This window comes from Streptococcus loxodontisalivarius (assembly GCF_016908645.1).
Taxonomy (GTDB): Bacteria; Bacillota; Bacilli; order Lactobacillales; family Streptococcaceae; genus Streptococcus; species Streptococcus loxodontisalivarius.
This window is the reverse complement of the sequence record NZ_JAFBEH010000002.1, coordinates 17,653-41,409: the sequence shown is the minus strand read 5'-3', so window position 1 is coordinate 41,409 and position 23,757 is coordinate 17,653. Positions and strand designations below refer to the sequence as shown.

Here is a 23,757-nt window from a genome sequence, read left to right as displayed (position 1 = left end):
CTTTTTGATATGGTTTATATCTTACCCCCTTATTGTTACCTCAGCTTTGGTCTTTTATTAAAATTGTTACAATGTGATTGACAAAAGATGAAGAAAACGCCTCCAAAAGAGGCGTTTTAGCTTGTTTTAAGGAAAAATAGACAAATTCCCAAAAGAATTAAGATTAAAATCGTAAGGCTATCTGCTCGTTTCCAGGAAAGTTTTCGGTATTTTGTACGGCTATCACCACCTTGATATCCTCTTGCTTCCATGGCAATAGCTAGCGCATCTGCTCGTTTAAAGCTTGATGCAAAGAGGGGAATCAGTATTGGAATAATCGATTTGATCTTTTGAATAAGATTTCCTTCTCCAAAATCGACACCACGCGCTCTCTGAGCATTCATAATACGTGTGGTATCATCCATCAAAGTCGGTACAAATCGAAGACTGAGCGACAGCATGAGCCCGATTTCGTGAGCTGGTACCTTAATAACCTCCAAGGGTTTTAGCAATGATTCAACCGCGTCAGCTAAACTCAAGGGCATGGTCGTCAAGGTTAATAAGGTAGAAATAAAGATAATCAAGACAAAACGCATAAAAATCAGCGCAGCTTGTCCCAAACCATAATCAGTCACCTGGATAAAGCCCCAGCTAAATAAAGTCTCACCACCACTGGTAAAAAAGACCTGAAAAAGGGTGGTAAAGAGAATAATCCCTATCATAGGCTTAAGACCATTAAAGAAGAAACTAAGTGAAATGCGTGACAGGAGCACCACTGCCAGCGTAAAAATCAGCATGATAAGATTGGTTATCAGGTTATTGGCCCAGAAAATAATCAGAATGAAAATCAGCATGGCTAAGAGCTTGCTACGTGGATCTAGTCGATGAATGATTGAATTTCCTGGAATATAACGTCCTAAAATAAGTTTATCCACGACCAACCTCCTTAACAAATTCTTCTATAGTAATAGGAAGACTTTCAAAAGGATAACCTTTTTGCTTGAGTCCATAGGCCAACTTAGTGATCTTAGGGACACCTAGCTGCTTCTCTTCTAAAAAGTCAACCTGCTGAAAGACATCTTTAGGACTGCCTGCTAAAACTAGCTGCCCTTTCTCGAGGACTCTGACAGCATCAGCATAATCTGCAACATCATCCATCAAGTGCGTTACTAGTACGATCGTCAAACCAGTCTCATGCAATTGCTTGAAGAGAGACATCAACTCCTTACGTCCCTTTGGATCCAAGCCAGCTGTGGGCTCATCTAGAACAAGAACCTCTGGTTCCATCGCCAAAATCCCTGCAATAGCAACACGTCTCAACTGACCCCCAGAGAGATCAAAAGGATTCTTTTCAAACAAAGCCTCATCTAAACCGACCAGTCTCAGCTTTTCTTTAGCAATAGCCTGCGCTTCTTCAGAGCTGACTCCAAAGTTCTGAGGACCAAAAGCAACATCTTTTAAGACTGTTTCATCAAAAATCTGACTTTCTGGAAATTGAAATACCAAGCCAACCTTTTTACGAAGGGGCTTAATTTCCTTATTCTTAGACTCAGATGTCAATTCAAACTGGTCATCAACAAAAACTGTTCCAGATGTCGGTAGATTGAGCCCATTTAAGAGCTGCATGATTGTTGACTTACCACTACCAGTGTGCCCAATAAAGGCTGTATATGAGCCTGATTCAATAGTGGTAGTGATGTCAAAAAGGGCACGTCCTTCAAAGGGCGTCCCTGCTTGATAGGTATAACTTACATTTGTGAGAGTGATTCCCATAAGTAGTCTTCCAATTCTTTTTCTGTATAATAAGCCGCTGGTAGGTCCCAGCCTGCATCCTGTAAGGCTAGTTGTAGTTTTGAGGTAAAGGGTCTATCTAAGCCCAAATTGGTCAATTCTTCACCTAAAGCAAAGAGTTGATTTGGACTAGCTTCCATAGCAACCTGCCCCTCTTTCAAAACAAGCACGCTGTCACTAAGAGCTATTTCATCTAAATCATGTGTGATCGAAATGATTGTCATTTCATACTTATCTCTAACCATCTGAATAGTTTCAAGTAAATCACGACGACCTTCTGGATCAAGCATGCTGGTCGCTTCATCAAAAATTAGGAGCTTGGGTCTCATGGCAATGGCACCTGCAATCGCGACACGTTGTTTCTGCCCACCTGATAGTCTTGCAGGCTCTCTGGTTTTAAAGTCAGACATGCCAACTAAATCAAGTGCTTCTTGAACACGTTCTGTCATTTCTGCATGAGAAATACCTTGGTTTTCAAGACCGAAAGCAATATCATCTTCCACTGTTGCTCCCACAAACTGATTATCTGGATTTTGAAAAACCATTCCAATCTTATGGCGGAGCTCCCAAACATTATCTTCTGTCAGAATCTGACCATCAATGCTAATACTTCCTGATTCAGCCACCAAAAGCCCATCAATGAGACGAGCTGTTGTTGACTTGCCAGAGCCATTGTGACCAACGATAGACAACCACTGACCTTGTTTCACGTGAAACGACAGTTTATCCAGAGTCGGCTTTTCTTGCTCTTCTTGATATCTAAATGTTAAATCACTTACTTCAATCATAGACAATTATTTGAAGGTATCCTTAAAGAGGAAACCAGCTCCTTTGAAATAATCATAGCCTGAGTAAATTGTAAAGAAAAGAGCGATATAGAGGATTATTGTCCCAAGCACTTGGAAACCACAAAGTAGAGCAATAACTGAAAGCATCTGTGTTGCAGTCTTAATCTTACCAGGCATAGAAGCTGCTAAAACTTCCCCACCAGTCTCAACCAAGAGTAAACGTAATCCAGTCACAGCCAATTCACGACAAATGATCAAGGCTGATACCCAAGCTGGTGCCAAACCAAGACCAACAAGCATGATAAAGGCACTCATAACCAACATTTTATCCGCAAGTGGATCTGCAAATTTACCAAAATTGGTGACCACATGCCACTTACGTGCTAAATAACCGTCCAAATAGTCCGTCAAACTAGCTACTGCAAATACCGCTGCTGCTGTGTAAAGCCAGATACCATCATTTGAGACTGAAGTCAGAATCAAAAAAATTGGAATCATAATAATGCGCAGCATTGTCAGGAGATTAGGAATATTTTCTTTTTTTGTCATTTTTTATCCTCTATTCTTCAATAGTAAGGGTGATATAGCTGATCCCATCACTTGTCAATGAAGAAAGGTCCACTACTTGATTATCAATAAAGACTGTGACATCTTTAGTAACCCCTAGAGTAATCACTGACGATGTTGCTCCATCAGTCAAGGTTGCTGTGTAGTTAGTTCTACTTGAGTTAAGAGTCACTCCTGAATCATCTAAATCAGAGTTTGTAACACTAAACCAACTAGAAGTAGCACCAGAAAGAGATACAATGACCGGAATACCAGTTGATGATGGATTGGTCAAAGTAACTGCCAAATTATAGCCATCTGAAGATTTTTGAACAGTTAATTTTGGTTTTGTCGAATCTTCAGAAGAACTACTTACCTCTGAACTTGAGCTTGCTGTTTCTGAAGATGAGCTATTAACTACGGTATAACTGCTCTGAGCTGTTTGTGACTGTGACTCAAACTCCAGTTGCTTAGTAACAATATAGCCAATGAAGACCAAAATAGCCAAAGCTACCAAACTAATGTAAAGAAGTGGCAAAAAGTACACTTTCTGACGACGATAGCTTCTAACTGACTGATGTCCCTTAGCACGACGATAGTGTTCATTTGGTAACTCAACTTTAGGATTGTCAAGCTTGTCTTGCTCAGACCTCACACGCTTCAAATCCGACTCTTTCACGCCAACTGCATCGGCGTAGCGAGTAACGTATTCAGAAGGGAGGATGTCTTCAGGTAAGGCAGAATAGTTATCCAATTCGATGGCAAGTAGGTAAGGTGTCTCAATTGATGTTACCTCCTCTACATCTTCCAAAGTCATTTTTTTTGCAATTCTAGCCTGTCTTAAAATATGACCGATACTCGTATTCATTTCTATCCCTTCTGTGTTTTTTAATCTGTGTACAATTACAGAATATTATATCAAATTTTAAGTTTTTTTTCCTCAATTACTTGGGAAAAATTGTAAAATTTGCCACATCCATTTGCTTGATAAAATGACTAGCAACTTGTTTGATTTTTTTCAAGTCAATCTTATCAAGATAGTCGGGCAAATCAAGATAAGTCTCTCCCTCCAAGGGATTCATAATCAATTGACTGACAATGCTATCGATTGAATCTAGACCTCTCAAAAACTCACCATAATAATCACGTTTAATACGTTCCAAGTGTTCTACCGAGAAATCGCTATTTTTCGCAAATTGCTGAACTGTTTGCTTGATACGATTTGACATGGCTATTGGCTCCCAAGTATCCATGGTGGCAACAACAAACTGATAACGTTCTGTTACCTCAAATTCCAAATCGAATGCCTGATCAATCTTTCCAGATTCGTACCAGTCCTGATAAGTTTCAGAAGTCCATCCAAACAAAAGAGTGAAAAAGAGCCTCAAAGCAAGTTTGTATTCCAAAGCTGTCATTTGCTCAGGAATAGATTTCCCTCTAAAGCCAACAGCCAACTTAGGCATGGCAACGTCCATAGAAATACTTTTTGCTTTATCTGGTTGATTGAGACTTAATTCAACTCTTTTTAGCTCTGAATTAGCTTTGTCAACACCTGTAAACTTAGTGTCAACTAACTTCCTTACGGACTCTAAGTCAAAATTTCCCGCTACTATCAATGTGAGATTGCTAGGTCTATAAAAATAATCATAGTAGGACTGCAAAATCTCTGGAGTTACATTTTTGATATCCTCGACACTTCCCGCAATATCCTCAGCCAAGGCTGTGCCTGGATAGAGAGTCTGCAGGAGGCCTAAAAAGAGACGATAGTCTGCATCATCAGCATACATTTCGATTTCTTGCTCGATAATGCCAATCTCACGATTGACAGACTCCTCTTTAAAGTATGGTTGAGAGACAAAGTCTAACAGTAGAGATAAGCTCTCCATAAAATTAACAGTTGTCGATACAAGATAAGAGGTTCTATCATAGGTTGTAAAAGCATTCGCATCAGCACCGAGTTTCGTAAAATCAAGTAGAACATCTTTTCCACTAGCATCTTCAAATAGCTTATGCTCTAAAAAGTGTGCAATCCCGCTAGGCTCATTTCCACCATCTGTCAAGAGAGTGTCAACCGAACCAAATCTGCTACTCAAAATAGCATAACTTTCTTGAAAATCAGTCTTAGGAAGATAGTAGACTTTCAGACCATTCTTCAAGCATTCGCTATAAAGCTTTTCAGAAAATCTTGTGTAGTCTCTTACTTCTAAAGTCATCTAATCTCCCTCCATAAAATAGACAGCTTGCAAGCTTAATTTTCGTGCAACAGACATGACAGCTTTCTTGTCAACTTCGTCAAGTTCTGTCAACAATCTGTCAAGGTCACGATAGGAACTTCCAAATACTGTACGGTAATAAGCATTTTCAATTAATGATTGTGGATTATCCTCCGATAATCTAATGCTGCTTAACAACATTTGCTTGGTCTCCCTTACTTCTCGATCACTAAAACGACCTAATTTCATATCACGAAGTTGCTTGTTGATTAAGCTAAGTGCCTTATCTCGGTCTTTTTTGTTGACACCTGCGTAAATCTTGAAAAAGTTACTAAAAATATCATAGCGACTGCTAATAGTATAAGCTAGAGCAGCTTCTTCTCGGACATAGCGGAAAAGTTTTGAATGGGCAAAGCCACCTAATAAACCATTAAAAACCAAAAGAGCAGCATAATCTGAATCTTCATAGGAGATTGGAAGGTGATAGCCTAACTCTAGAATAGATTGATTTGCATCTTGAAGGTCAATTTTTCCTAAAATCAGATTAGTTTTTTCTTGGGAATAAGCAGGGCTAAGATACTGGTAACGATCCTCAAAAGGAAGCTTGTGCAGGCGTTGTAACAGTTTATAATCATCAACATCACCTAGAACAAAGATATCGATTTTATCATTAGCTAGCAGGGACTGAAACTCTTGATAGGCTGTAAAGGCATCTTCCTTTTCAACTAAATCAGCTCTGCTATATTTAGAAATAGCAATCGTCTCATCTTGATAGTAAAGTCGCTGTAAAGCTAAATCAGCTGCATAAAAATGATCTTCCTTATCAGCTTCTAGAGCATTGATAAGGTTTTGTTTTTCCACATCAAAAACCTTGGTTTGATAACGTTCAACTGAAATCAGAGGATGGTAAAGCACCTCTTCTATCAAATCCAAAACTTGGTCTAATAGCGACTCACCTTTACTCAAAAACTTATCATTTATGAAGGAAATATCAATATCCACACAATGTAAGTAAGCCTTACTTGACACAGAAGTTGACAAGCTGGTTCCATACATATCAGCTAATTTCTCTCTAAGTTGCTTGGATGAGGGATAATGTTCCGTCGCTGTTTCCAGCATTTGAGCTACCAGAACACGACGAGCGATAGTAGCTTCCTGCTTTTGACCTGAAAATCTAATTTTGATATGATTTGTTTTAAATTGACGACTTGCCAAGACATGGAGGTCAACGCCTTCAACTATTTTCATCTTTTTTCCTTTAACTAAACTATTATTAGCTAAAATTATATCATGTTTATGCTATAATTACTTGAATCACAAAACGGAGACAACTATGGAATACAAACTTTTTGATGACTATATTACCCTACAAGCCCTTTTGAAGGACTTACGCATTATCCAAAGTGGCGGAGCTATCAAGAGCTTCCTAGCTGAAAACACTGTTCTCTTCAACGGAGAAGATGAAAAACGCCGTGGTAAAAAACTACGTATCGGAGACAACATTGTCCTACCTGCTCAAGAAATTACGATTACCATTCTTGAACCAACAGATGAAGAACGTGCTGAAAGAGCGACTGATCTTGCTGAAAAAGAGCGCGTAGCTGCTATTGTCAAAAAGATGAATCAAGACAATAAAAAAGCTAAACAGGTTAGCAAGCCAGCTGCTAAAGGGAAAGCTGACAAAGACAAACGTAAACCTGTCCGATTTCCAGGAACATAATCATGTGGATTCAATCAATTGAACTCAAAAATTATCGAAACTACCTAGAAGCTAAGGCTGACTTTTCTTCTGGGCTTAATGTCTTTCTCGGTCAAAATGCTCAGGGAAAGACAAATTTTCTTGAAGCCATCTATTTTCTCTCTTTAACGAGAAGTCATCGTACTCGCTCAGACAAGGAGCTCATTCATTTCTCTGAAAAAGAGGCTGACATTTCTGGACTTCTTCAACGTCGTAATGGCAAGCTACCGCTTGAAATCAAGTTGTCTGACCAAGGTCGTATTACCAAGGTCAACCATCTCAAGCAGGCGAAATTATCAGACTACATCGGTAATATGACTGTTGTTCTTTTTGCGCCAGAGGACTTGCAGCTAGTCAAAGGAGCACCTAGTCTACGTCGAAAATTCTTGGACATCGACCTGGGACAAATCAAGCCTGTCTATCTCTCTGATCTTTCTCAATACAATCATGTTCTGAAGCAGAGAAATAGCTATCTAAAAACTGCCGAAAAAGTTGACCGTGATTTTTTAGCTGTTCTGGATGAGCAATTGGCTGATTTTGGTAGCCGTGTCATGGAGCAACGCTTTGATTTCATTAAACAGTTAGAAGAAGAGGCTGACAAGCGCCATTTTCTGATTTCAAATGAACTGGAAAATCTTAATATTCACTACGACTCATCAGTAAACTTCAAGGAAAAGTCTGACATCCGCTCTGCTTTTCTCCAGCAACTGTCTAAAAATCATCAACGTGATATTTTCAAGAAAAACACTAGTGTTGGTCCGCACCGAGATGATATTAGTTTTTTCATCAACGGTATGAATGCTTCCTTTGCCAGCCAGGGCCAGCAGAGGAGTTTGATTTTATCACTAAAAATGTCCGAGATTGCCTTGATTAAGAAGGTCACAGGTGATAATCCCATCCTACTTCTTGATGATGTCATGAGTGAACTTGATAATCATAGACAGTCAAAACTTCTTGAAAGTGTTATCGCTGAGGAAGTACAGACCTTTATGACAACTACTAGCCTTGACCATCTAAAACAGATTCCAGAAAATATCAAAATTTTTTCAGTCTCACAAGGCCAAATAGAAGAAGAAACGAAATAGGCATGGAACAAATGTTCCATGCCTATTTTCTATCTAAATCTTTACAAGTAAGGTCAAATAATGAGAAACTTGCTTAGCTCTTGACAAATCTTCCTTAGCCAAGGCATCTTCCAACTGATCTGATAAAAATTGTAAAACTGCCTTAAAATCTTCTTTAGCTAGATTTAAAAGAACCTGTTCACTGAGTTCAAAGCCACTTTCCAAGATATCAGAAAATAAAAGAAAAATTCTTAGCTCTGCAATTTCCTTAAACGTCTTATTTTGAAAATAATCTCTAATATATTGGATATCTGCCTCTGGCAAGAGCATGTCTAATCCAAGATCAGATAAGTATTTCTTACACAAAATTTTCAGAAGTTGCTCTTCCTCAGCCAAGCCTAGCTGATAAGTCAATAGACCTGTCATATCAGACTTGCTAACAAAGCTATCTATTTTTGCCAAATTTATAGCTAAGGAACTGACTGCTTTCTTTTCCTTGGTTGGCTGTATTTGAGATCTAGCTTCTGTTATCAGTGGAAGTTGCTGATGCTCTTGGAAATACTCAAAATCTGCCAAGCTAATCTCTATGCTAGCTAGTGCAGACATGAACTTATCCAGCGCTAGCTGGGTTTCCCCATTTTCAAATCGAGAAAGGGTCGACTTTGATAAATTGGCTTCCTTTGCCAATGCACCTAAACTAAGGCCTTTTAATTCGCGTAATTGTTTAAAATCGTATCCGTAATTTGTCATAATCTTATTATATCATTTTGTTCCAAATTCGCAACTAACTCTGTGAACAAAAAGATCCAACACTATTTTTAGTGCTAGATCTCATTAATTCTTAGTGAACTGAATAGTTTGGTGCTTCGTTTGTAATTTGAACATCGTGTGGGTGGCTTTCTTTCAAACCAGCGCCAGACATTTCAATAAATTGTGCATTGTCACGAAGTTCTTCAAGCGTACCAGCACCACAGTAACCCATACCAGAACGGATACCACCGATCATTTGGAAGACGATATCTGCGGCTGAACCTTTATAAGCCACACGTCCTTCGATTCCTTCTGGAACAAGTTTGTTAGCTTCATTGACAGATCCTTGGAAGTAACGGTCGCTTGAACCTTTCTTCATAGCTGCGATTGACCCCATACCACGGTATGATTTGTATTTACGTCCTTGGAAGATTTCTGTTTCACCTGGAGCTTCATCAGTACCAGCAAACATTGATCCAAGCATAACAGCATTACCACCAGCTGCAAGAGCTTTTACAATATCACCAGAGTATTTGATACCACCATCGGCGATAATTGTCTTACCATATTCACGAGCAACGCTAGCTGCATCGTAAATAGCTGTGACTTGAGGAACACCAACACCTGCAACAACACGAGTTGTACAGATTGAACCTGGTCCAATACCCACTTTAACAACATCAACACCTGCTTCATAAAGAGCGCGAGCGCCTTCTGCAGTTGCAATGTTACCAGCAATCAAAGTACGATCTGGGAAGTGAGCACGAATCTCAGAAATTTTACGAAGAACTCCTGCTGAGTGTCCATGAGCTGTATCGATAACAATAGCATCTGCACCTGCTTCAAACAAGGCTTCTGCACGATCGAATGTGTCTGATGTAACACCTACAGCACCTGCAACCAAGAGACGTCCAAATTCATCTTTAGCAGCATTGGGGAATTCGATAACTTTTTCGATATCCTTGATTGTGATAAGACCTGCAAGACGACCATTTTCATCAACCAATGGCAATTTTTCAATACGGTGTTTGTGGAGAATTTGCTCCGCTGTCTCAAGATCAGTTCCAACCGGTGCAGTTACCAAATCTTCGCTTGTCATGTGCCCAGAAATAGCACTGTCATAGTCAGAGATAAAACGCATATCACGGTTAGTAATGATACCAACCAATTTACGATTTTCAAGTGTTTCAACGATTGGAACACCTGAGATACGGTAACGTTGCATCAATTCTTCTGCTTCAGCAACCTTGTGATCTGGAGTCAAGAAGAATGGATCGATAATAACACCATTTTCTGAACGTTTTACCTTGCGGATTTCCTCAGCTTGTTGTTCGATAGACATGTTTTTGTGAACAACCCCAAGACCACCTGCACGCGCAATAGCAATAGCCATTTTACTGTCTGTAACAGTATCCATAGCTGCTGTAATAATTGGGATATTCAATGTCAAATTCTTAGCCAATTTTGTTTGCATATTAACATCATTTGGTAGAACATGGCTTTCTGCTGGAATAAGTAAGACGTCATCAAAGGTATAACCTTTTTTCAAAAATTTAGTGTCCCAATTTGACATTAAATAGATCCTCTTTTCTACAAATTTAAGTGTACAAACACCCAGTTTATTTTTTATTTCTATATATCATATCACTCTAATTTCATTTGTCAATTATTTCTATCAATTTTCTATTATAAAAATGTTTTCTGAAAACTTTACAGCATATAACCCGTACCTTCCAATGCATCGTATACTTAAATATACGGAATTTACTAGATTTTATTTAATGAATTTTTTGAGAATTCTGCTATTTTAATAGTGTTTTTTCTAGACAGATTGATAAAAAGTTGTTCGCTCAAACAAAAAAAGAAGAGGCTCAGGATTTTCATCCTAAGCACTCTTTACATGGATTTTCTTTTTAGAAATAGTTAATTCCCATAGCTGATTTTACTTCTGACAGTGTGGCTGCTGCAACTTCACGCGCAGCTTTGCTTCCACGATCAAGCATGGCAAAGACTTCACCCATATCCTTAGCATACTCAAGGCGACGCTCACGAATTGGTGCCAACTCACGCTCTAGGATTTCTAGGAGATAGCGCTTGGTCTTCACATCACCAAGACCACCTTTTTGGTAGTGCTCTTTCATCGCTTCAATCTCTGCCTTATCCTCTTCTTGACCAAAGATATCAAGATAATGGAAAACCATATTGCCTTCGATTTGACCTGGATCTTCAACACGGATGTGATTTGGGTCAGTGTACATGCTCATAACTTTCTTACGAACAGTATCTGCATCATCTGAAAGATAAATACCATTACCTAGCGATTTAGACATTTTGGCATTACCATCAAGACCTGGCAGGCGACCTGCTGCTTCATTAGCTGGGAAAAGTCCCTCTGGTTCAACCAGGCAATCTGTCTTGTAAGTGTGATTGAAAGAACGAACAATCTCACGTGTCTGCTCAATCATTGGTTTTTGGTCATTACCAACTGGAACCAGATTAGCCTTAAAGGCTGTGATATCAGCTGCCTGAGAAACTGGATAAACCAAGAAGCCTGATGGAATTGATTCTCCAAATCCTTTTTGAGCGATTTCTGTTTTAACTGTTGGGTTACGTTCCAAACGAGCAACTGAAACAAGGTTCATATAGTACATGGTCAATTCAGCCAACTCTGGAATTTGACTTTGGATGAAAATCGTCGCTTTGCTTGGATCAAGTCCAACTGACAGATAATCCAAGGCAACATTTCCAATGGATTCACGAATCTGTTCTGATTCCTTAGCATGGTCTGTCAGAGCTTGTTGGTCTGCTAAAAAGACAAACATGTCGTACTTGTCTTCATTTTGTAAAATCACACGATTTTTCAAACTACCAACATAGTGTCCAAGGTGAAGTTTTCCGGTTGGACGATCTCCGGTTAAAATAATAGGTTTAGTCATACTTTACTCCTTTAAAATAGTCATCTTTTGTTAATAAATAACGCTTAACGGTAGCTAAATGGTTATCATTCTGAGGATTAGTTTTAAAATAAGGTTCTTCTGAGATGAATAACATCCCTACTTTTTGCATCACTCTACCAGAAGCTAGATTTTCCTTATCATGACAAGCTTCTAAACAATTCATCTTCAACTCTTCAAAAAAAGTTTTAAGTACTGCTCTTAAACTTTCTGTGGCATAGCCTTGATTCCAATAGTGTTTATCTAAGATATAACCTACTCTAGCTCTACCAAGAGTTTCATCAATAGCCATTAAATCAATGGTCCCAATAAATTGATGTCCTATTTTTAATTCAATTCCCCATCGACCTAAAGGGGATGCTAAGTAAATCGCTGCTATCAAATTCTTAGTTTCATCCAAAGAAGTGTTGACAGGAAAGGTCCATCTAACATTCTCCACATCAGAAGCATAAGAGAACATAGCATGTGCATCTGCTAATGTGACTGGACGTAAACGTAGACGATCTGTTTCAATAAAACGGCACCTATCTAATTTCTGATAGATATTTTCCATGCTTTCCTCCTCAAATAAAAAATCCCCACGCTAAAGCTAGCGTGAGGGCGTTAAATCAATCTGATACGCGGTACCACCTCAATTAGTAAGAACTTGTCTCACTATCTCTATCCTTTTCAAACAAAAAGGTTGCACGGTAAGGGGTGCCAAACCTGAAACTTATGTGTTTGTTTCACGTGTAACATCAGTCCATTCGTCTTCCTTTTTGGGTCAACTCGCAGCAACCGTTGACTTTCTTAACCAAAGCTGGAAAATTACTCTTCTGATTGCTTTTATTCTAAAATTTTTAGGAAAAATTGTCAAGTTTTCCTATCAAATGTCTTGACCTTCTGGTTATTTTTGTATCTAATAGTTAAGGTTATTTAAAAAGAAAAGAGTTTTTAGTATGACAAAATTACTTTGGAACCTCCTTCTCGTTAGTCTAGGTTCAATCTGCGCAGCTATTGGTTTTAATAGCATGTTTCTACATAATCACATCGCTTCTGGTGGCATGGTGGGTCTATCTGTTAGCTTTCAGGAGCTCTTTGATTGGAATCCTTCAACCTTCCTCCTATTTACAAATATTCCCTTACTTTTGCTTTGCCTTATTTTTCTGGGAAAAGATACCTTTCTCAAAACCCTGTTTGGTTCTTGGTTTTACCCAATCGCCATTAAATTGACTGCGGGTCTACCGAATCTGACTGAAAATCCACTGCTCGCTGCTCTCTTTGGAGGAGTTATAGTTGGCTTTGGGCTCGGTTTGGTCTTCTGGGGAAATTCCTCAACTGGTGGCACAGGAATTATTACTCAGATTATTCATAAATACTCGCCTCTATCACTGTCTCTTGCTATGGCAATAACAGATGGCTTTAGCGTAGCAATGGGATTTGTTGCTTTTGATGTCGATACGGTTATGTATTCTATTATTGCCCTAGGAGTCATTTCCTATACTGTCTATCTTATGGAGGTTGGTCCATCATCTGCTCGTAATATGATGATTATTTCTCCTCAAAATCAAGCCATTCAATCCTATATCTCAAGTCAACTAGATCGAGGAGTATCTCGGATTCCTATTCAAGGAGGATATACTGGACAAGAGAAAACCATGCTGATGACAACCATTTCTTCACGTGAGGTCTATCATTTTGAAAAAGCTATCTTGGAAATTGACCCAATCGCTTTCATCGTGATTACACCAGCATCTCATGTCAGAGGGCGTGGATTTAGCTTAACTAAACACTATGAATTAGCCGAACAAGACTTGATTCTACCAATGTAATCCATTGAAAAATCTTGCTTTTTCTAGTAAAATGTAAGGGCATATTATAGATAATAAGAGGTAAATACATTGCTTACAGTTTCAGATGTATCGCTTCGCTTTAGCGATCGTAAACTTTTTGATGACGTTAACATCAAATTTACAGCAGGAAATACTTACGGTCTTATCGGTGCCAACGGTGCTGGTAAGTCAACCTTCCTAAAAATCCTTGCTGGAGACATTGAACCTTCAACAGGACATGTCTCACTTGGACCAGATGAGCGTTTGTCTGTTCTTCGCCAAAATCACTTTGACTATGAAGAAGAGCGTGCTATCGATGTTGTTATCATGGGAAATGAGCAACTTTACAGCATCATGAAAGAAAAAGACGCTATCTACATGAAAGAGGATTTCTCTGATGAAGATGGTGTCCGTGCTGCCGAGCTGGAAGGTCAATTTGCTGAGCTTGGTGGTTGGGAAGCTGAGAGTGAAGCTTCACAATTGCTTCAAAATTTGAATATCCCAGAAGACCTCCACTACCAAAACATGAGTGAATTGGCTAATGGGGACAAGGTTAAAGTCCTTCTTGCCAAAGCTCTCTTTGGTAAACCAGATGTTCTTCTTTTGGACGAGCCAACCAACGGTCTTGATATCCAATCAATCACTTGGTTGGAAGATTTCCTCATCGACTTTGAAAACACTGTTATCGTTGTATCCCATGACCGTCACTTCTTGAACAAAGTATGTACGCACATGGCTGACCTTGACTTTGGTAAAATCAAACTCTTCGTTGGTAACTACGATTTCTGGAAACAATCATCAGAATTGGCTGCGCGTTTGCAAGCTGACCGTAATGCTAAGGCAGAAGAAAAAATCAAAGAATTGCAAGAATTCGTTGCCCGCTTCTCTGCCAATGCCTCAAAATCAAAACAAGCCACTTCTCGTAAGAAAATGCTTGATAAGATTGAATTGGAAGAGATTGTCCCATCAAGTCGTAAATACCCATTCATCAACTTCAAAGCAGAACGTGAGATGGGAAATGACCTTCTAACAGTTGAAAACCTCTCTGTCACAATCGAAGGTGAGAAAGTTCTTGATAACATCAGCTTTATCCTCCGTCCAGGTGATAAAACTGCCTTTATCGGACAAAACGATATTCAGACAACAGCTCTTATGCGTGCACTTATGGATGATATCGAATATGAAGGAACCATCAAATGGGGTGTCACAACCAGCCGCTCATACCTTCCAAAAGATAACACACGTGACTTCGCTTCTGGAGAGTCTATCCTTGAATGGCTTCGCCAATTTGCCGCTAAAGAAGAAGACGATAATACCTTCCTTCGTGGTTTCCTAGGTCGTATGCTCTTCTCAGGTGACGAGGTTAACAAGTCTGTCAACGTCTTGTCAGGGGGAGAGAAAGTCCGCGTTATGCTGTCTAAACTCATGCTCTTGAAATCAAACGTTCTAGTCCTCGACGACCCAACTAACCACTTGGACTTGGAATCTATCTCAAGCTTGAATGACGGTCTTAAAGATTTCAAAGAATCAATTATCTTTGCCAGTCACGACCACGAATTTATTCAAACACTTGCTAACCACATCGTTGTCATCTCTAAAAATGGCGTAATCGACCGTATTGATGAAACCTACGATGAATTCCTTGAAAATGAAGAAGTTCAAGCTAAAGTTAAAGAACTTTGGAAAGACTAATACACTATTTCGAAGAGGCTAGGGTCTACTCCCTTCCTCTTCTTTTTCTAAATACCTATGATTAAACAAAAATTAAAAGGCTACCGTTTTCTAGCCCCTTATATCATCAGTTTTTGCCTGCCCCTAGTTATTATGTTTCTGGTCTTTTTATCTCAGAACATCAGCTGGGGCTCTGAGCGTACCATTTTAGCCAGCGATGGTTTTCATCAGTATGTCATTTTTGCTCAAACGCTCCGCAATATTCTCCACGGTAGTGATAGTATCTTCTACACCTTTACCAGTGGGCTGGGGCTTAATTTCTATGCTCTTATCAGCTACTATCTCGGGTCTCTCCTCTCTCCTTTGGTCTATTTCTTTGACCTGCAATCCATGCCAGATGGAATCTATCTCTTAACTCTGCTGAAGTATGCTTTGATTGGACTGACCTCTTATTTTAGCCTCAGACGCCTTCAACCGAAACTCAGCTCCATTCTAGTCCTCAGCCTGTCAACTTCTTATGCCCTGATGAGTTTTGCGACTAGTCAGACTGAGATTAATATGTGGCTTGATGTCTTCATGATTTTCCCACTTATCATCTTGGGATTGGAGCGTCTTCTTACTTCGAGACGCTTTCTACTTTACTATCTTAGTTTGAGTCTTCTTCTCATCCTAAATTATTATTTTGGTTACATGGCTGCGCTCTTTTTAGCCCTATATTTCCTTGTTAAACTGGCTTGGCAACAGACTTGGAAAGAGCGTTTCAGAAAGACTCTTGACTTTACACTAGTGTCAATCAGCTCAGGACTAACAGCTGCTATCATGCTTCTGCCATCTTATCTGGACCTGTCAACTCACGGAGAGAGTTTTTCGAGCTGGACAAGTTGGTTGACCGAGGATAGTTTCTTTTTAGATATCTTTGCCAAGAATATGGTCGGAAGCTACGATACAACAAAATTCGGTGCTATTCCAATGATTTACGTTGGTCTTCTCCCTCTGATTTTTGCCTTGATTTTCTTTACCATTTCTTCTATTAAGTGGTACACACGTCTAGCTTACGCCCTACTTGTTGCAATCTTGATTGCTAGTTTCTATCTTCAACCACTGGACCTTCTCTGGCAGGGCATGCATGCGCCAAATATGTTCCTCCATCGCTATGCTTGGCTCTTCTCTTTCTTACTTATCTTGCTTGCTGCTGAGAGTCTTTCTCACCTAGTAGAGTTTTCTTGGAAGCATTATGCATTTGGTATCAGCATTCCACTTATTGGTTTTCTCTTGACACTAGCATTTCCAAGTCATTATGACTATCTAGGTATTGATAAGGTACTTATTACACTAGCATTTCTAGCTGCCTATGCGATTATCTTTATCAGTTTTAGTAAAAAACAGTTGACCTATCTTTTGATGCTTAGCTTTACACTTATCTTTACAGTCTTTGAAGCCAGCATCAATTCCTACTATGAAATTTCTTCTCTCAATCAGGAATGGGTCTTCCCAACTCGTGAAGGCTACAACAGTCATTTAACTGCTTTTGAGAAGCTGGTGGAAATAGCTGACGCTCAAAATCAAACCTTCTTTAGAACAGAGAGACTAGAGCCTCAGACTGGTAACGATAGCATGAAGTACAATTACAATGGGATCTCCCAATTTTCATCCATTCGAAATACCAACTCCTCTAGCGTTCTGGATAGACTTGGCTACAAGTCAACTGGCACCAATCTTAATCTGCGCTATCAAAACAATACCATTCTCATGGATAGTATTTTTGGCGTCAAATACAATCTAACGTCTTCAGATCCTCATAAATTTGGCTTTACCAAACTGGCTAGCCAAGATGACTACTCACTTTATGAAAATCAATACGCTAGCCAACTGGCTATTCTAACAAATGGTGTTTACAAGGATGTCAATTTCACTGTCAACACTCTTGATAATCAAGAAAGTTTTGTTAATCAACTTACAGGACTCAATGAGGATTACTTCACAAGATTAGAGAGTCAGGCGCTCAATAGTACTCCCTCAATCAATAATCGAGTTAACCTAACTAATAGCTTGACTGGCGGTCTCAAAGCTGAATATCAGGTGACTATCCCCGCCAATTCTCAAGTCTATGTCAGCATTCCTAATCTCTCATTTGGAAATAGCTCTCAGGAGAATGTTCAAATCACTGTCAACGATGTGACAAGCAACTTTACAACAGACAATGCCTATACTTTCTTCAATGTTGGACAGTTTTCAAGTGATGAGACGGTGACAATTACGCTCAGTTTTGCTGGAAATAATCAAGTTTCCTTTGATCAACCTCATTTCTATGCTCTCAATCTAGATAGCTATGAAAAGGCAATGACTCAAATAAATGATCAAGAGGTTTCTGTCACAACAAGTGGTAATCAAGTCACTGCAACTTACCAAACAAATCAAGATGCTTCGCTCTTCTTTACACTTCCTTATGATAAGGGCTGGACAGCGACTCAAAATGGTAAAACCTTAAATGTTAGAAAAGCTCAAAATGGTTTTATGGCTATCGATGTTGAGGCGGGCAAAGGTAGTGTAACCCTAACTTTTATCCCAGATGGTCTTAAAGAGGGTGCACTACTGTCACTTTCTGGACTGATACTCTTTAGCATCTATACATTCTTTATTAAACGAAAACAAAAATAGAGGTTGGCTTTTGCCAACCTCTTATTTTATAAAAAACTAAATACAACAAAAAAGAGAGCACCTGCTCTCTAACTAATAGTCCGTACGGGATTCGAACCCGTGTTACCGCCGTGAAAAGGCGGTGTCTTAACCCCTTGACCAACGGACCTTGAAATTAACTTCCAATGAGTCTAGTCATTACTATTTCTATTTTCAGTTATAGTCCGTACGGGATTCGAACCCGTGTTACCGCCGTGAAAAGGCGGTGTCTTAACCCCTTGACCAACGGACCTTGAAAGTAACTTTCAATTAGTTTAGTCATTACTATTCTATTTTTAAGTTATAGTCCGTACGGGATTCGAACCCGTGTTACCGCCGTGAAAAGGCGGTGTCTTAACCCCTTGACCAACGGACCATAAATCATAAGACTCTTACTATTCTATCAAAATATTTGATTTTGTCTAGTCCTTTGACTTAAAAAGTTGAAAAAATTTTTAAAAATACACTATCCGATTTTTTATTGACAGTTTCCTAGTCTATCTGTTAAAATACTTAAAGTAATGGTCTCATAGCTCAGCTGGATAGAGCATTCGCCTTCTAAGCGAACGGTCGCAGGTTCGAATCCTGCTGGGATCATTCATAAAAGGTCAGGAAGCATGCTTCCTGACCTTTTAGTTTATACTTTTTTTCTCTAGCCAAAGCAAATAATCCACCCAGAGTAAGGGAATTATAACAAACCAGAGAGTGTATTCTCCAAAGTGATAAGAGAGGCGTGTTGACATATAAACTCCTGTCGCAAAGCTAGCAATAATAAGAAAAATATTTCTCCCCTGTTCTCGGAATTGTTTATTTTTCTCATAAATTCCTTTGAAATAAAGCCTTGCTGCATTTTTAACATTTCCTGTCATCATAACACTGGCATAAGGTGCACCGTGAATTTTTTGGAAGGTCTCTACCTGTATAGAGGCAACAAAAGCTACCAGAGCATTGGTATAAAAATCAGATACAAACGGAGTAATAAGCGCTGCTATGACAGTGATAAGGGTCAAAATTAAACTAGACCCTAAATGCCAAAAATGATGGGTCTCATCAAACCAACGTTTGGCCAAGTAGGTAAAAATCTGACCTAAAGCAAAAAAAGCTATGGGAACAGTAAAATTAATAACCTGTCTGTAATCCTTTAAAGCAAAATAGTAAGCCCAAGAAATCACATTACCTGACTGTACCCCTGCAAAGCGTCCACCTTGAGTCACAAAAGTAAAGGCATTCAAAAAACCACTAATAAAAGTAAGTGGCACAGCAATTCTTAATCCTTCAAAAATACGATAATTTTTCTTCTTTGTCATTAATCCTAGGTCTCCTTTTCAATCTTTTCATTAGTTCCAGAAACGAAACAAAGGAACTGATACTATCAGAATCCTTTGAGTCTTTTATTTATGATAAGGACTTCCTTGTCTTATCATAAAGGCACGGTAAATCTGCTCTACTAGTACCAATCGCATCAACTGATGCGGTAAGGTTAGTCTCCCAAAACTAACCATTATATCTGCCCTTTTCTTTACCTCTGGAGCCAATCCTAAGCTCCCTCCGATAATAAAGGTAATCTCTGAAAATCCCTTAACAGTAGCCTGATCAATTAGCTGACTGAACTTTTCAGAGCTCAATTCCTGTCCTTCAATCGCAAGGACAACAACAAAAGAGCGCTCTGCAATCTTAGCTAAGATACGTTGCCCCTCTTTTTCCATTATTTTTTGATTTTCTGCCTGACTTGCATTGTCTGGCGTTTTTTCATCAGCTAGCTCGATATGGTTCAATTTAGCAAAGCGTCCTAATCGCTTGCTGTACTCGGCAATCCCATCTTTGAGATACTTTTCTTTGAGCTTTCCTACGGTGATTAGTGTAACTTTCATACTTTCATTATAACATATCCACATGCTTTTTCACACCTTATCCACATGTTAAAAACCTAATCCCCATCTATTAAGCCCTAATTTATGGGGATTTCCACCGAAAGAAAAAAGTTTTCCACAAGTTGTGGATTACTTTCTTTTTTTCCAAATTTAAGGTATATTTAAGTAAGATTATCTATGATGTCAAAGAATAATAGGAGGAAGACGAGTGAAAAAATTTAATCTATCTAATCGCTTCAAGCAGTGGATCCGTCCTCTAGGACTACTTTTAGTTGGTCTTATTGGAGGTGTTTTGGGAGCACTAATCATACTTCAGGCCAGCGGCATTTCTCTTTTAAATGTTAGCGGATCTGGAACACAGACGACAACAAGTAAGGTAACTTATTCTAACAGCAACGATACAACAGAAGCTGTTCAGAAGGTTGAGGATGCTGTTGTTTCTGTTATCAACTATCAATCAACCTCAAGCTCTGTAAGTGATATCTACTCACAGATGTTTGGGAATTCTAATAGTGACTCAAGCAGTAGCTCTGATGATGAGCTATCTGTTTACAGTGAAGGATCTGGGGTCATCTATAAAAAAGATGGTGACAGTGCTTACGTTGTAACCAATACACACGTTATCGACGGTGCCAAACAGATTGAAATCATGCTTTCAGATGGAACAAAGGTTGTCGGTGAACTAGTCGGTTCTGATACTTACTCAGATATCGCCGTTGTCAAAATTTCATCAGACAAGGTAACTACAGTTGCAGAATTTGCTGACTCAGATAAATTGACTGTCGGTGAAACTGCTATTGCTATTGGTAGCCCACTTGGTACAGAATATGCTAACTCAGTTACGCAAGGTATCGTTTCAAGTCTTAGCCGTACTGTTACAATGACTAATGACAGTGGTCAAACGGTTTCTACAAATGCTATTCAGACAGACGCTGCTATCAACCCTGGTAACTCTGGTGGTGCCCTTGTCAATATCGAAGGTCAGGTTATCGGTATCAACTCAAGTAAGATTTCATCTACATCAGCAAGCTCAACATCAAGCGAGTCTGTTGAAGGTATGGGCTTTGCCATTCCATCAAACGATGTGGTCAAAATCATCAACCAGCTTGAGAAAAATGGTTCTGTAACACGTCCAGCATTGGGTATTTCAATGGCTGACCTCAGCAATCTTTCAACAAATGCTATCTCACAATTGAACATCCCATCAAGTGTTACAAGTGGTGTGGTTGTCGCCTCAGTTCAATCAGGAATGCCAGCAGATGGCGTCTTGAAAGAGTACGATGTTATCACTAAGATTGACGATACAGAAGTAACATCAACAGCAGATCTTCAAAGTATCCTCTATGGTCACAGTACAGGTGATTCTATCAAAGTAACCTTCTACCGTGGAACTGAAGAGAAGACTGCAACCATTAAACTAACAAAAACAACTGACGATCTCTCTCAATCAAACTAAGCTCTGATTGACAGACACAGATAAGAAGCCTTACAATAGTTGTAAGGCTTTTGTCTTACCTAAAAATCAAACCAAGAATTACGATTTGGGAGAATATATGACCGACCAACTAAAAACTGTTCCAATAGACCTCATCAGCCCTAATCCTTTTCAGCCCAGGCTTCATTTTAACACTCAAGAAATAGCAGAGCTGGCACAATCTATCTCAGAGAATGGTCTAATACAGCCACTCATTGTTAGACCTTCAGACATCTTTGGATATGAGTTGGTTGCTGGTGAAAGACGATTAAGAGCTGCCAAACTAGCTGGGCTAAAAGAGATAGATGTCCTTATCAAGGAGATGACTGATAGCGACAGTATGAGACAGGCTATCATTGAGAATTTGCAACGTTCTGATTTGAATCCGATTGAGGAAGCTAAATCCTATAAACAACTGATTGAAAGAACACAGATGACGCATGAAGAGATTGCTAGTTCCATGGGAAAATCACGTCCTTATATCAGCAATAGCCTACGCCTACTCAATCTAGATTACCCTCTACAAGAAGCTCTTGAAGCAGGGCAAATCAGTCAAGGTCATGCGAGGTTACTTCTATCATTAGATTCAAATCAAGAGCAGATGAATTGGCTCCATAAGATTACAAACGACAAACTCAGCGTTCATCAGCTAGAAAAAGCTCTAAAAGAGCAAAAAGAAAAAAGAAGCAAGAAAAAAAGGAAAAATATCTTCATCGAAGAACAAGAAAAACAGCTCAGCCAATCCCTAGGCTTAAAGGTCGACTTAACCTATTCAAAGGAGGCCAAGGGGAAACTAACTATCAACTTTTCCAATCAAGAAGACTTCCACAGACTTATTAACAAGCTTTTATAGCTTGTGGAGATTGTCTTTTTAAAAACTAACTTATCCACATCCTAAAAACAGAGAAAACCTTGTTGTTAACAGGGTTTTTATTTTTTCCACAACTTGTGGAAAACTTTTCTTAACAGTGTGGATACTTTTTCAAAAACTTGTGGAAAACTTTTTTGTTTTATGTTAAAATTGCTATACTAGAAAATCATGCAAAGGAGAAAAGATGACTGAAAAGGAGACCATTTTTTGGAATCGAGTCTTAGAACTAGCTCATAACCACCTAAGTCAAACCACATTTGATTTTTTTGTTACTGATGCCAAACTACTAAGAATTGAAAATAATGTAGCCATCATTCTTCTTGATTCTGACATCAAAGAGGTTTTTTGGCGTGAAAATCTAACCCAGTTTACCTTGACTGCTGGTTTTGAGATTTATGATGCCGAAATTTCTGCACGTTATGTCTTTGATGAAGAGGCTGAAACTGTCGTAGAAGAAGCGCCAGCTCAAGAAATCGTAACAAATCCTGTTACTGCTAGCCAAACCCTACTACCTCAGGATAATCTTTCTAATATTAATGCCAAGTACAATTTTAAAAACTTTGTTCAAGGGGATGAGAATCGCTGGGCTGTTGCCGCTTCTATGGCCGTAGCTGAATCACCTGGGACTACCTATAATCCACTCTTCATCTACGGAGGGCCTGGGCTCGGAAAGACTCACCTGCTTAATGCCGTTGGAAATGCTATTCTAGCAGACAATCCTAGAGCGCGTGTCCGTTATATCACAGCTGAAAATTTCATGAATGAATTCACCAAGCATCTGCGTCTCAACAGTCTGGACGAACTCAAAAATGAATTCAGAACGCTAGATGTTCTCCTAATTGATGACATCCAATCTCTTCCTAAGAAGACTACAAGTGGCGGTATCCAGCAGGAGTTCTTTGATACTTTTAATGAACTTCACTCTCGCAATAAGCAAATCGTTTTGACCAGTGACCGCAATCCTGATCACTTGAATGATTTGGAAGAACGTCTGGTTACGCGTTTCAAGTGGGGCTTGACTGTCAATATCACCCCTCCTGATTTTGAAACACGTGTTGCCATTCTAACGAATAAAATTCAAGATTATCCTTACCACTTCCCAGCTGAAACAATCGAATACTTGGCTGGTCAGTTCGATACCAATGTTCGTGACTTGGAAGGCGCTCTTAAGGATATCAATCTTGTTGCAAATTTTAAACAGTTGGATAGCATTAGTGTTGATGTTGCTGCGGAAGCCATTCGCGCCCGTAAAAAAGACGGACCTCAGCTAACGATTATTCCTATAGAAGACATTCAGGTTCAGGTTGGTAAGTTTTACGATGTCACAGTCAAGGAAATCAAGGCAACTAAACGTACCCAAAATATCGTTTTAGCTCGCCAGGTGGCCATGTATCTAGCTCGTGAAATGACTGACAACTCACTGCCAAAAATTGGTAAAGAGTTTGGAGGACGAGATCACTCGACTGTACTTCATGCCTATAATAAAATCAAAAATATGATTGCCCAAGACGATAGCCTGCGCATTGAAATCGATAGTATCAAAAATAAGATTAAGTAGGC

At 39.2% G+C, this 23,757-nt stretch carries 21 protein-coding genes and 4 tRNA genes; 9 read left to right on the top strand and 16 right to left on the bottom strand.

The features are described from left to right. Window positions 1-116: 116 nt before the first annotated feature. From JOC28_RS00955 to yfmF, 7 genes are all read right to left on the bottom strand, one after another. The gene (locus JOC28_RS00955) at window positions 117-914 is read right to left on the bottom strand and encodes a CbiQ family ECF transporter T component (protein WP_205008775.1); all 798 of its coding nucleotides are present in this window, start codon (window positions 912-914) and stop codon (window positions 117-119) included. After that, the gene (locus tag JOC28_RS00950; protein ID WP_205008774.1) at window positions 907-1,752 is read right to left on the bottom strand and encodes an energy-coupling factor transporter ATPase; all 846 of its coding nucleotides are present in this window, start codon (window positions 1,750-1,752) and stop codon (window positions 907-909) included. The genes JOC28_RS00955 and JOC28_RS00950 overlap by 8 nt, the downstream gene beginning before the upstream one ends. Continuing rightward, a complete protein-coding gene (locus JOC28_RS00945; protein ID WP_205008773.1) occupies window positions 1,728-2,558 on the bottom strand; it encodes an energy-coupling factor ABC transporter ATP-binding protein in 831 nt (276 codons plus the stop codon). The genes JOC28_RS00950 and JOC28_RS00945 overlap by 25 nt, the downstream gene beginning before the upstream one ends. A gap of 6 nt (window positions 2,559-2,564) precedes the next feature. Beyond that, on the bottom strand, window positions 2,565-3,107 hold the full coding sequence (pgsA, locus tag JOC28_RS00940) for a CDP-diacylglycerol--glycerol-3-phosphate 3-phosphatidyltransferase (RefSeq protein WP_205008772.1): 543 nt from the start codon (window positions 3,105-3,107) through the stop codon (window positions 2,565-2,567). A gap of 10 nt (window positions 3,108-3,117) precedes the next feature. Next, window positions 3,118-3,972, bottom strand: coding sequence for a helix-turn-helix domain-containing protein (locus tag JOC28_RS00935; RefSeq protein WP_205008771.1), 855 nt, complete (start codon window positions 3,970-3,972; stop codon window positions 3,118-3,120). 76 nt (window positions 3,973-4,048) lie between these two features. Next, entirely contained in the window at window positions 4,049-5,317 is a 1,269-nt protein-coding gene (yfmH, locus tag JOC28_RS00930) for an EF-P 5-aminopentanol modification-associated protein YfmH (RefSeq protein WP_205008770.1), read from the bottom strand. Then, window positions 5,318-6,565 (bottom strand): EF-P 5-aminopentanol modification-associated protein YfmF, encoded by a 1,248-nt coding sequence (gene yfmF / locus JOC28_RS00925; protein WP_205008769.1) that lies wholly within the window; start codon window positions 6,563-6,565, stop codon window positions 5,318-5,320. It abuts the gene before it with no gap. An 85-nt stretch (window positions 6,566-6,650) separates the two neighbouring features. Between yfmF and yaaA the strand changes: the two genes are divergently transcribed. Beyond that, window positions 6,651-7,037, top strand: coding sequence for a S4 domain-containing protein YaaA (gene yaaA, locus JOC28_RS00920; RefSeq protein WP_205008768.1), 387 nt, complete (start codon window positions 6,651-6,653; stop codon window positions 7,035-7,037). Between the two features lie 2 nt (window positions 7,038-7,039). Beyond that, complete coding sequence (gene recF / locus JOC28_RS00915) at window positions 7,040-8,140, top strand: DNA replication/repair protein RecF (RefSeq protein WP_205008767.1); 1,101 nt, start codon at window positions 7,040-7,042, stop codon at window positions 8,138-8,140. A gap of 33 nt (window positions 8,141-8,173) precedes the next feature. Here recF and JOC28_RS00910 read toward each other — a convergent pair whose 3' ends face one another. From JOC28_RS00910 to JOC28_RS00895, 4 genes are all read right to left on the bottom strand, one after another. Beyond that, a complete protein-coding gene (locus JOC28_RS00910) occupies window positions 8,174-8,869 on the bottom strand; it encodes a helix-turn-helix domain-containing protein (RefSeq protein ID WP_205008766.1) in 696 nt (231 codons plus the stop codon). A gap of 91 nt (window positions 8,870-8,960) precedes the next feature. Continuing rightward, window positions 8,961-10,442: an IMP dehydrogenase gene (gene guaB / locus JOC28_RS00905; protein ID WP_205008765.1), complete on the bottom strand. Its 1,482-nt coding sequence runs from the start codon at window positions 10,440-10,442 to the stop codon at window positions 8,961-8,963. Window positions 10,443-10,782: 340 nt separating this feature from the next. After that, window positions 10,783-11,805 carry a tryptophan--tRNA ligase gene (gene trpS, locus JOC28_RS00900; protein WP_205008764.1) on the bottom strand — a complete coding sequence of 341 codons (1,023 nt, stop codon included), beginning with the start codon at window positions 11,803-11,805 and terminating at the stop codon, window positions 10,783-10,785. Further along, on the bottom strand, window positions 11,798-12,376 hold the full coding sequence (locus JOC28_RS00895; protein ID WP_205008763.1) for a GNAT family N-acetyltransferase: 579 nt from the start codon (window positions 12,374-12,376) through the stop codon (window positions 11,798-11,800). The genes trpS and JOC28_RS00895 overlap by 8 nt, the downstream gene beginning before the upstream one ends. 385 nt (window positions 12,377-12,761) lie before the next feature. On the opposite strand from JOC28_RS00895, the gene JOC28_RS00890 reads away from it, so the two are divergent. From JOC28_RS00890 to JOC28_RS00880, 3 genes are all read left to right on the top strand, one after another. After that, window positions 12,762-13,634 carry a YitT family protein gene (locus tag JOC28_RS00890; RefSeq protein ID WP_205008762.1) on the top strand — a complete coding sequence of 291 codons (873 nt, stop codon included), beginning with the start codon at window positions 12,762-12,764 and terminating at the stop codon, window positions 13,632-13,634. A gap of 69 nt (window positions 13,635-13,703) precedes the next feature. After that, window positions 13,704-15,326 carry an ATP-binding cassette domain-containing protein gene (locus JOC28_RS00885; RefSeq protein ID WP_205008761.1) on the top strand — a complete coding sequence of 541 codons (1,623 nt, stop codon included), beginning with the start codon at window positions 13,704-13,706 and terminating at the stop codon, window positions 15,324-15,326. Between the two features lie 57 nt (window positions 15,327-15,383). Beyond that, window positions 15,384-17,963, top strand: coding sequence for a YfhO family protein (locus JOC28_RS00880; protein WP_205008760.1), 2,580 nt, complete (start codon window positions 15,384-15,386; stop codon window positions 17,961-17,963). Between the two features lie 76 nt (window positions 17,964-18,039). On the opposite strand, the gene JOC28_RS00875 is transcribed toward JOC28_RS00880, so the two are convergent. From JOC28_RS00875 to JOC28_RS00865, 3 genes are all read right to left on the bottom strand, one after another. After that, a tRNA-Glu gene (locus JOC28_RS00875) sits at window positions 18,040-18,111 on the bottom strand. 51 nt (window positions 18,112-18,162) lie between these two features. Next, a tRNA-Glu gene (locus JOC28_RS00870) sits at window positions 18,163-18,234 on the bottom strand. 51 nt (window positions 18,235-18,285) lie between these two features. After that, window positions 18,286-18,357: transfer RNA gene (locus JOC28_RS00865), tRNA-Glu, on the bottom strand. Window positions 18,358-18,504: 147 nt separating this feature from the next. Between JOC28_RS00865 and JOC28_RS00860 the strand changes: the two genes are divergently transcribed. After that, window positions 18,505-18,578, top strand: a tRNA-Arg gene (locus JOC28_RS00860). 35 nt (window positions 18,579-18,613) lie between these two features. On the opposite strand, the gene JOC28_RS00855 is transcribed toward JOC28_RS00860, so the two are convergent. Both JOC28_RS00855 and rlmH read right to left on the bottom strand, forming a co-directional pair. Continuing rightward, on the bottom strand, window positions 18,614-19,288 hold the full coding sequence (locus JOC28_RS00855; RefSeq protein WP_205008759.1) for a YoaK family protein: 675 nt from the start codon (window positions 19,286-19,288) through the stop codon (window positions 18,614-18,616). Window positions 19,289-19,372: 84 nt separating this feature from the next. Beyond that, the gene (rlmH, locus tag JOC28_RS00850; protein WP_205008758.1) at window positions 19,373-19,852 is read right to left on the bottom strand and encodes a 23S rRNA (pseudouridine(1915)-N(3))-methyltransferase RlmH; all 480 of its coding nucleotides are present in this window, start codon (window positions 19,850-19,852) and stop codon (window positions 19,373-19,375) included. 208 nt (window positions 19,853-20,060) lie between these two features. On the opposite strand from rlmH, the gene JOC28_RS00845 reads away from it, so the two are divergent. The 3 genes from JOC28_RS00845 to dnaA all read left to right on the top strand — a co-directional run bounded on the left by JOC28_RS00845 (window position 20,061) and on the right by dnaA (window position 23,755). Next, window positions 20,061-21,308 (top strand): trypsin-like peptidase domain-containing protein, encoded by a 1,248-nt coding sequence (locus JOC28_RS00845; RefSeq protein WP_205008757.1) that lies wholly within the window; start codon window positions 20,061-20,063, stop codon window positions 21,306-21,308. Between the two features lie 97 nt (window positions 21,309-21,405). Continuing rightward, window positions 21,406-22,179, top strand: coding sequence for a ParB/RepB/Spo0J family partition protein (locus JOC28_RS00840; RefSeq protein WP_205008756.1), 774 nt, complete (start codon window positions 21,406-21,408; stop codon window positions 22,177-22,179). A gap of 202 nt (window positions 22,180-22,381) precedes the next feature. Continuing rightward, a complete protein-coding gene (gene dnaA, locus JOC28_RS00835) occupies window positions 22,382-23,755 on the top strand; it encodes a chromosomal replication initiator protein DnaA (protein WP_205008755.1) in 1,374 nt (457 codons plus the stop codon). Window positions 23,756-23,757: the final 2 nt, after the last annotated feature.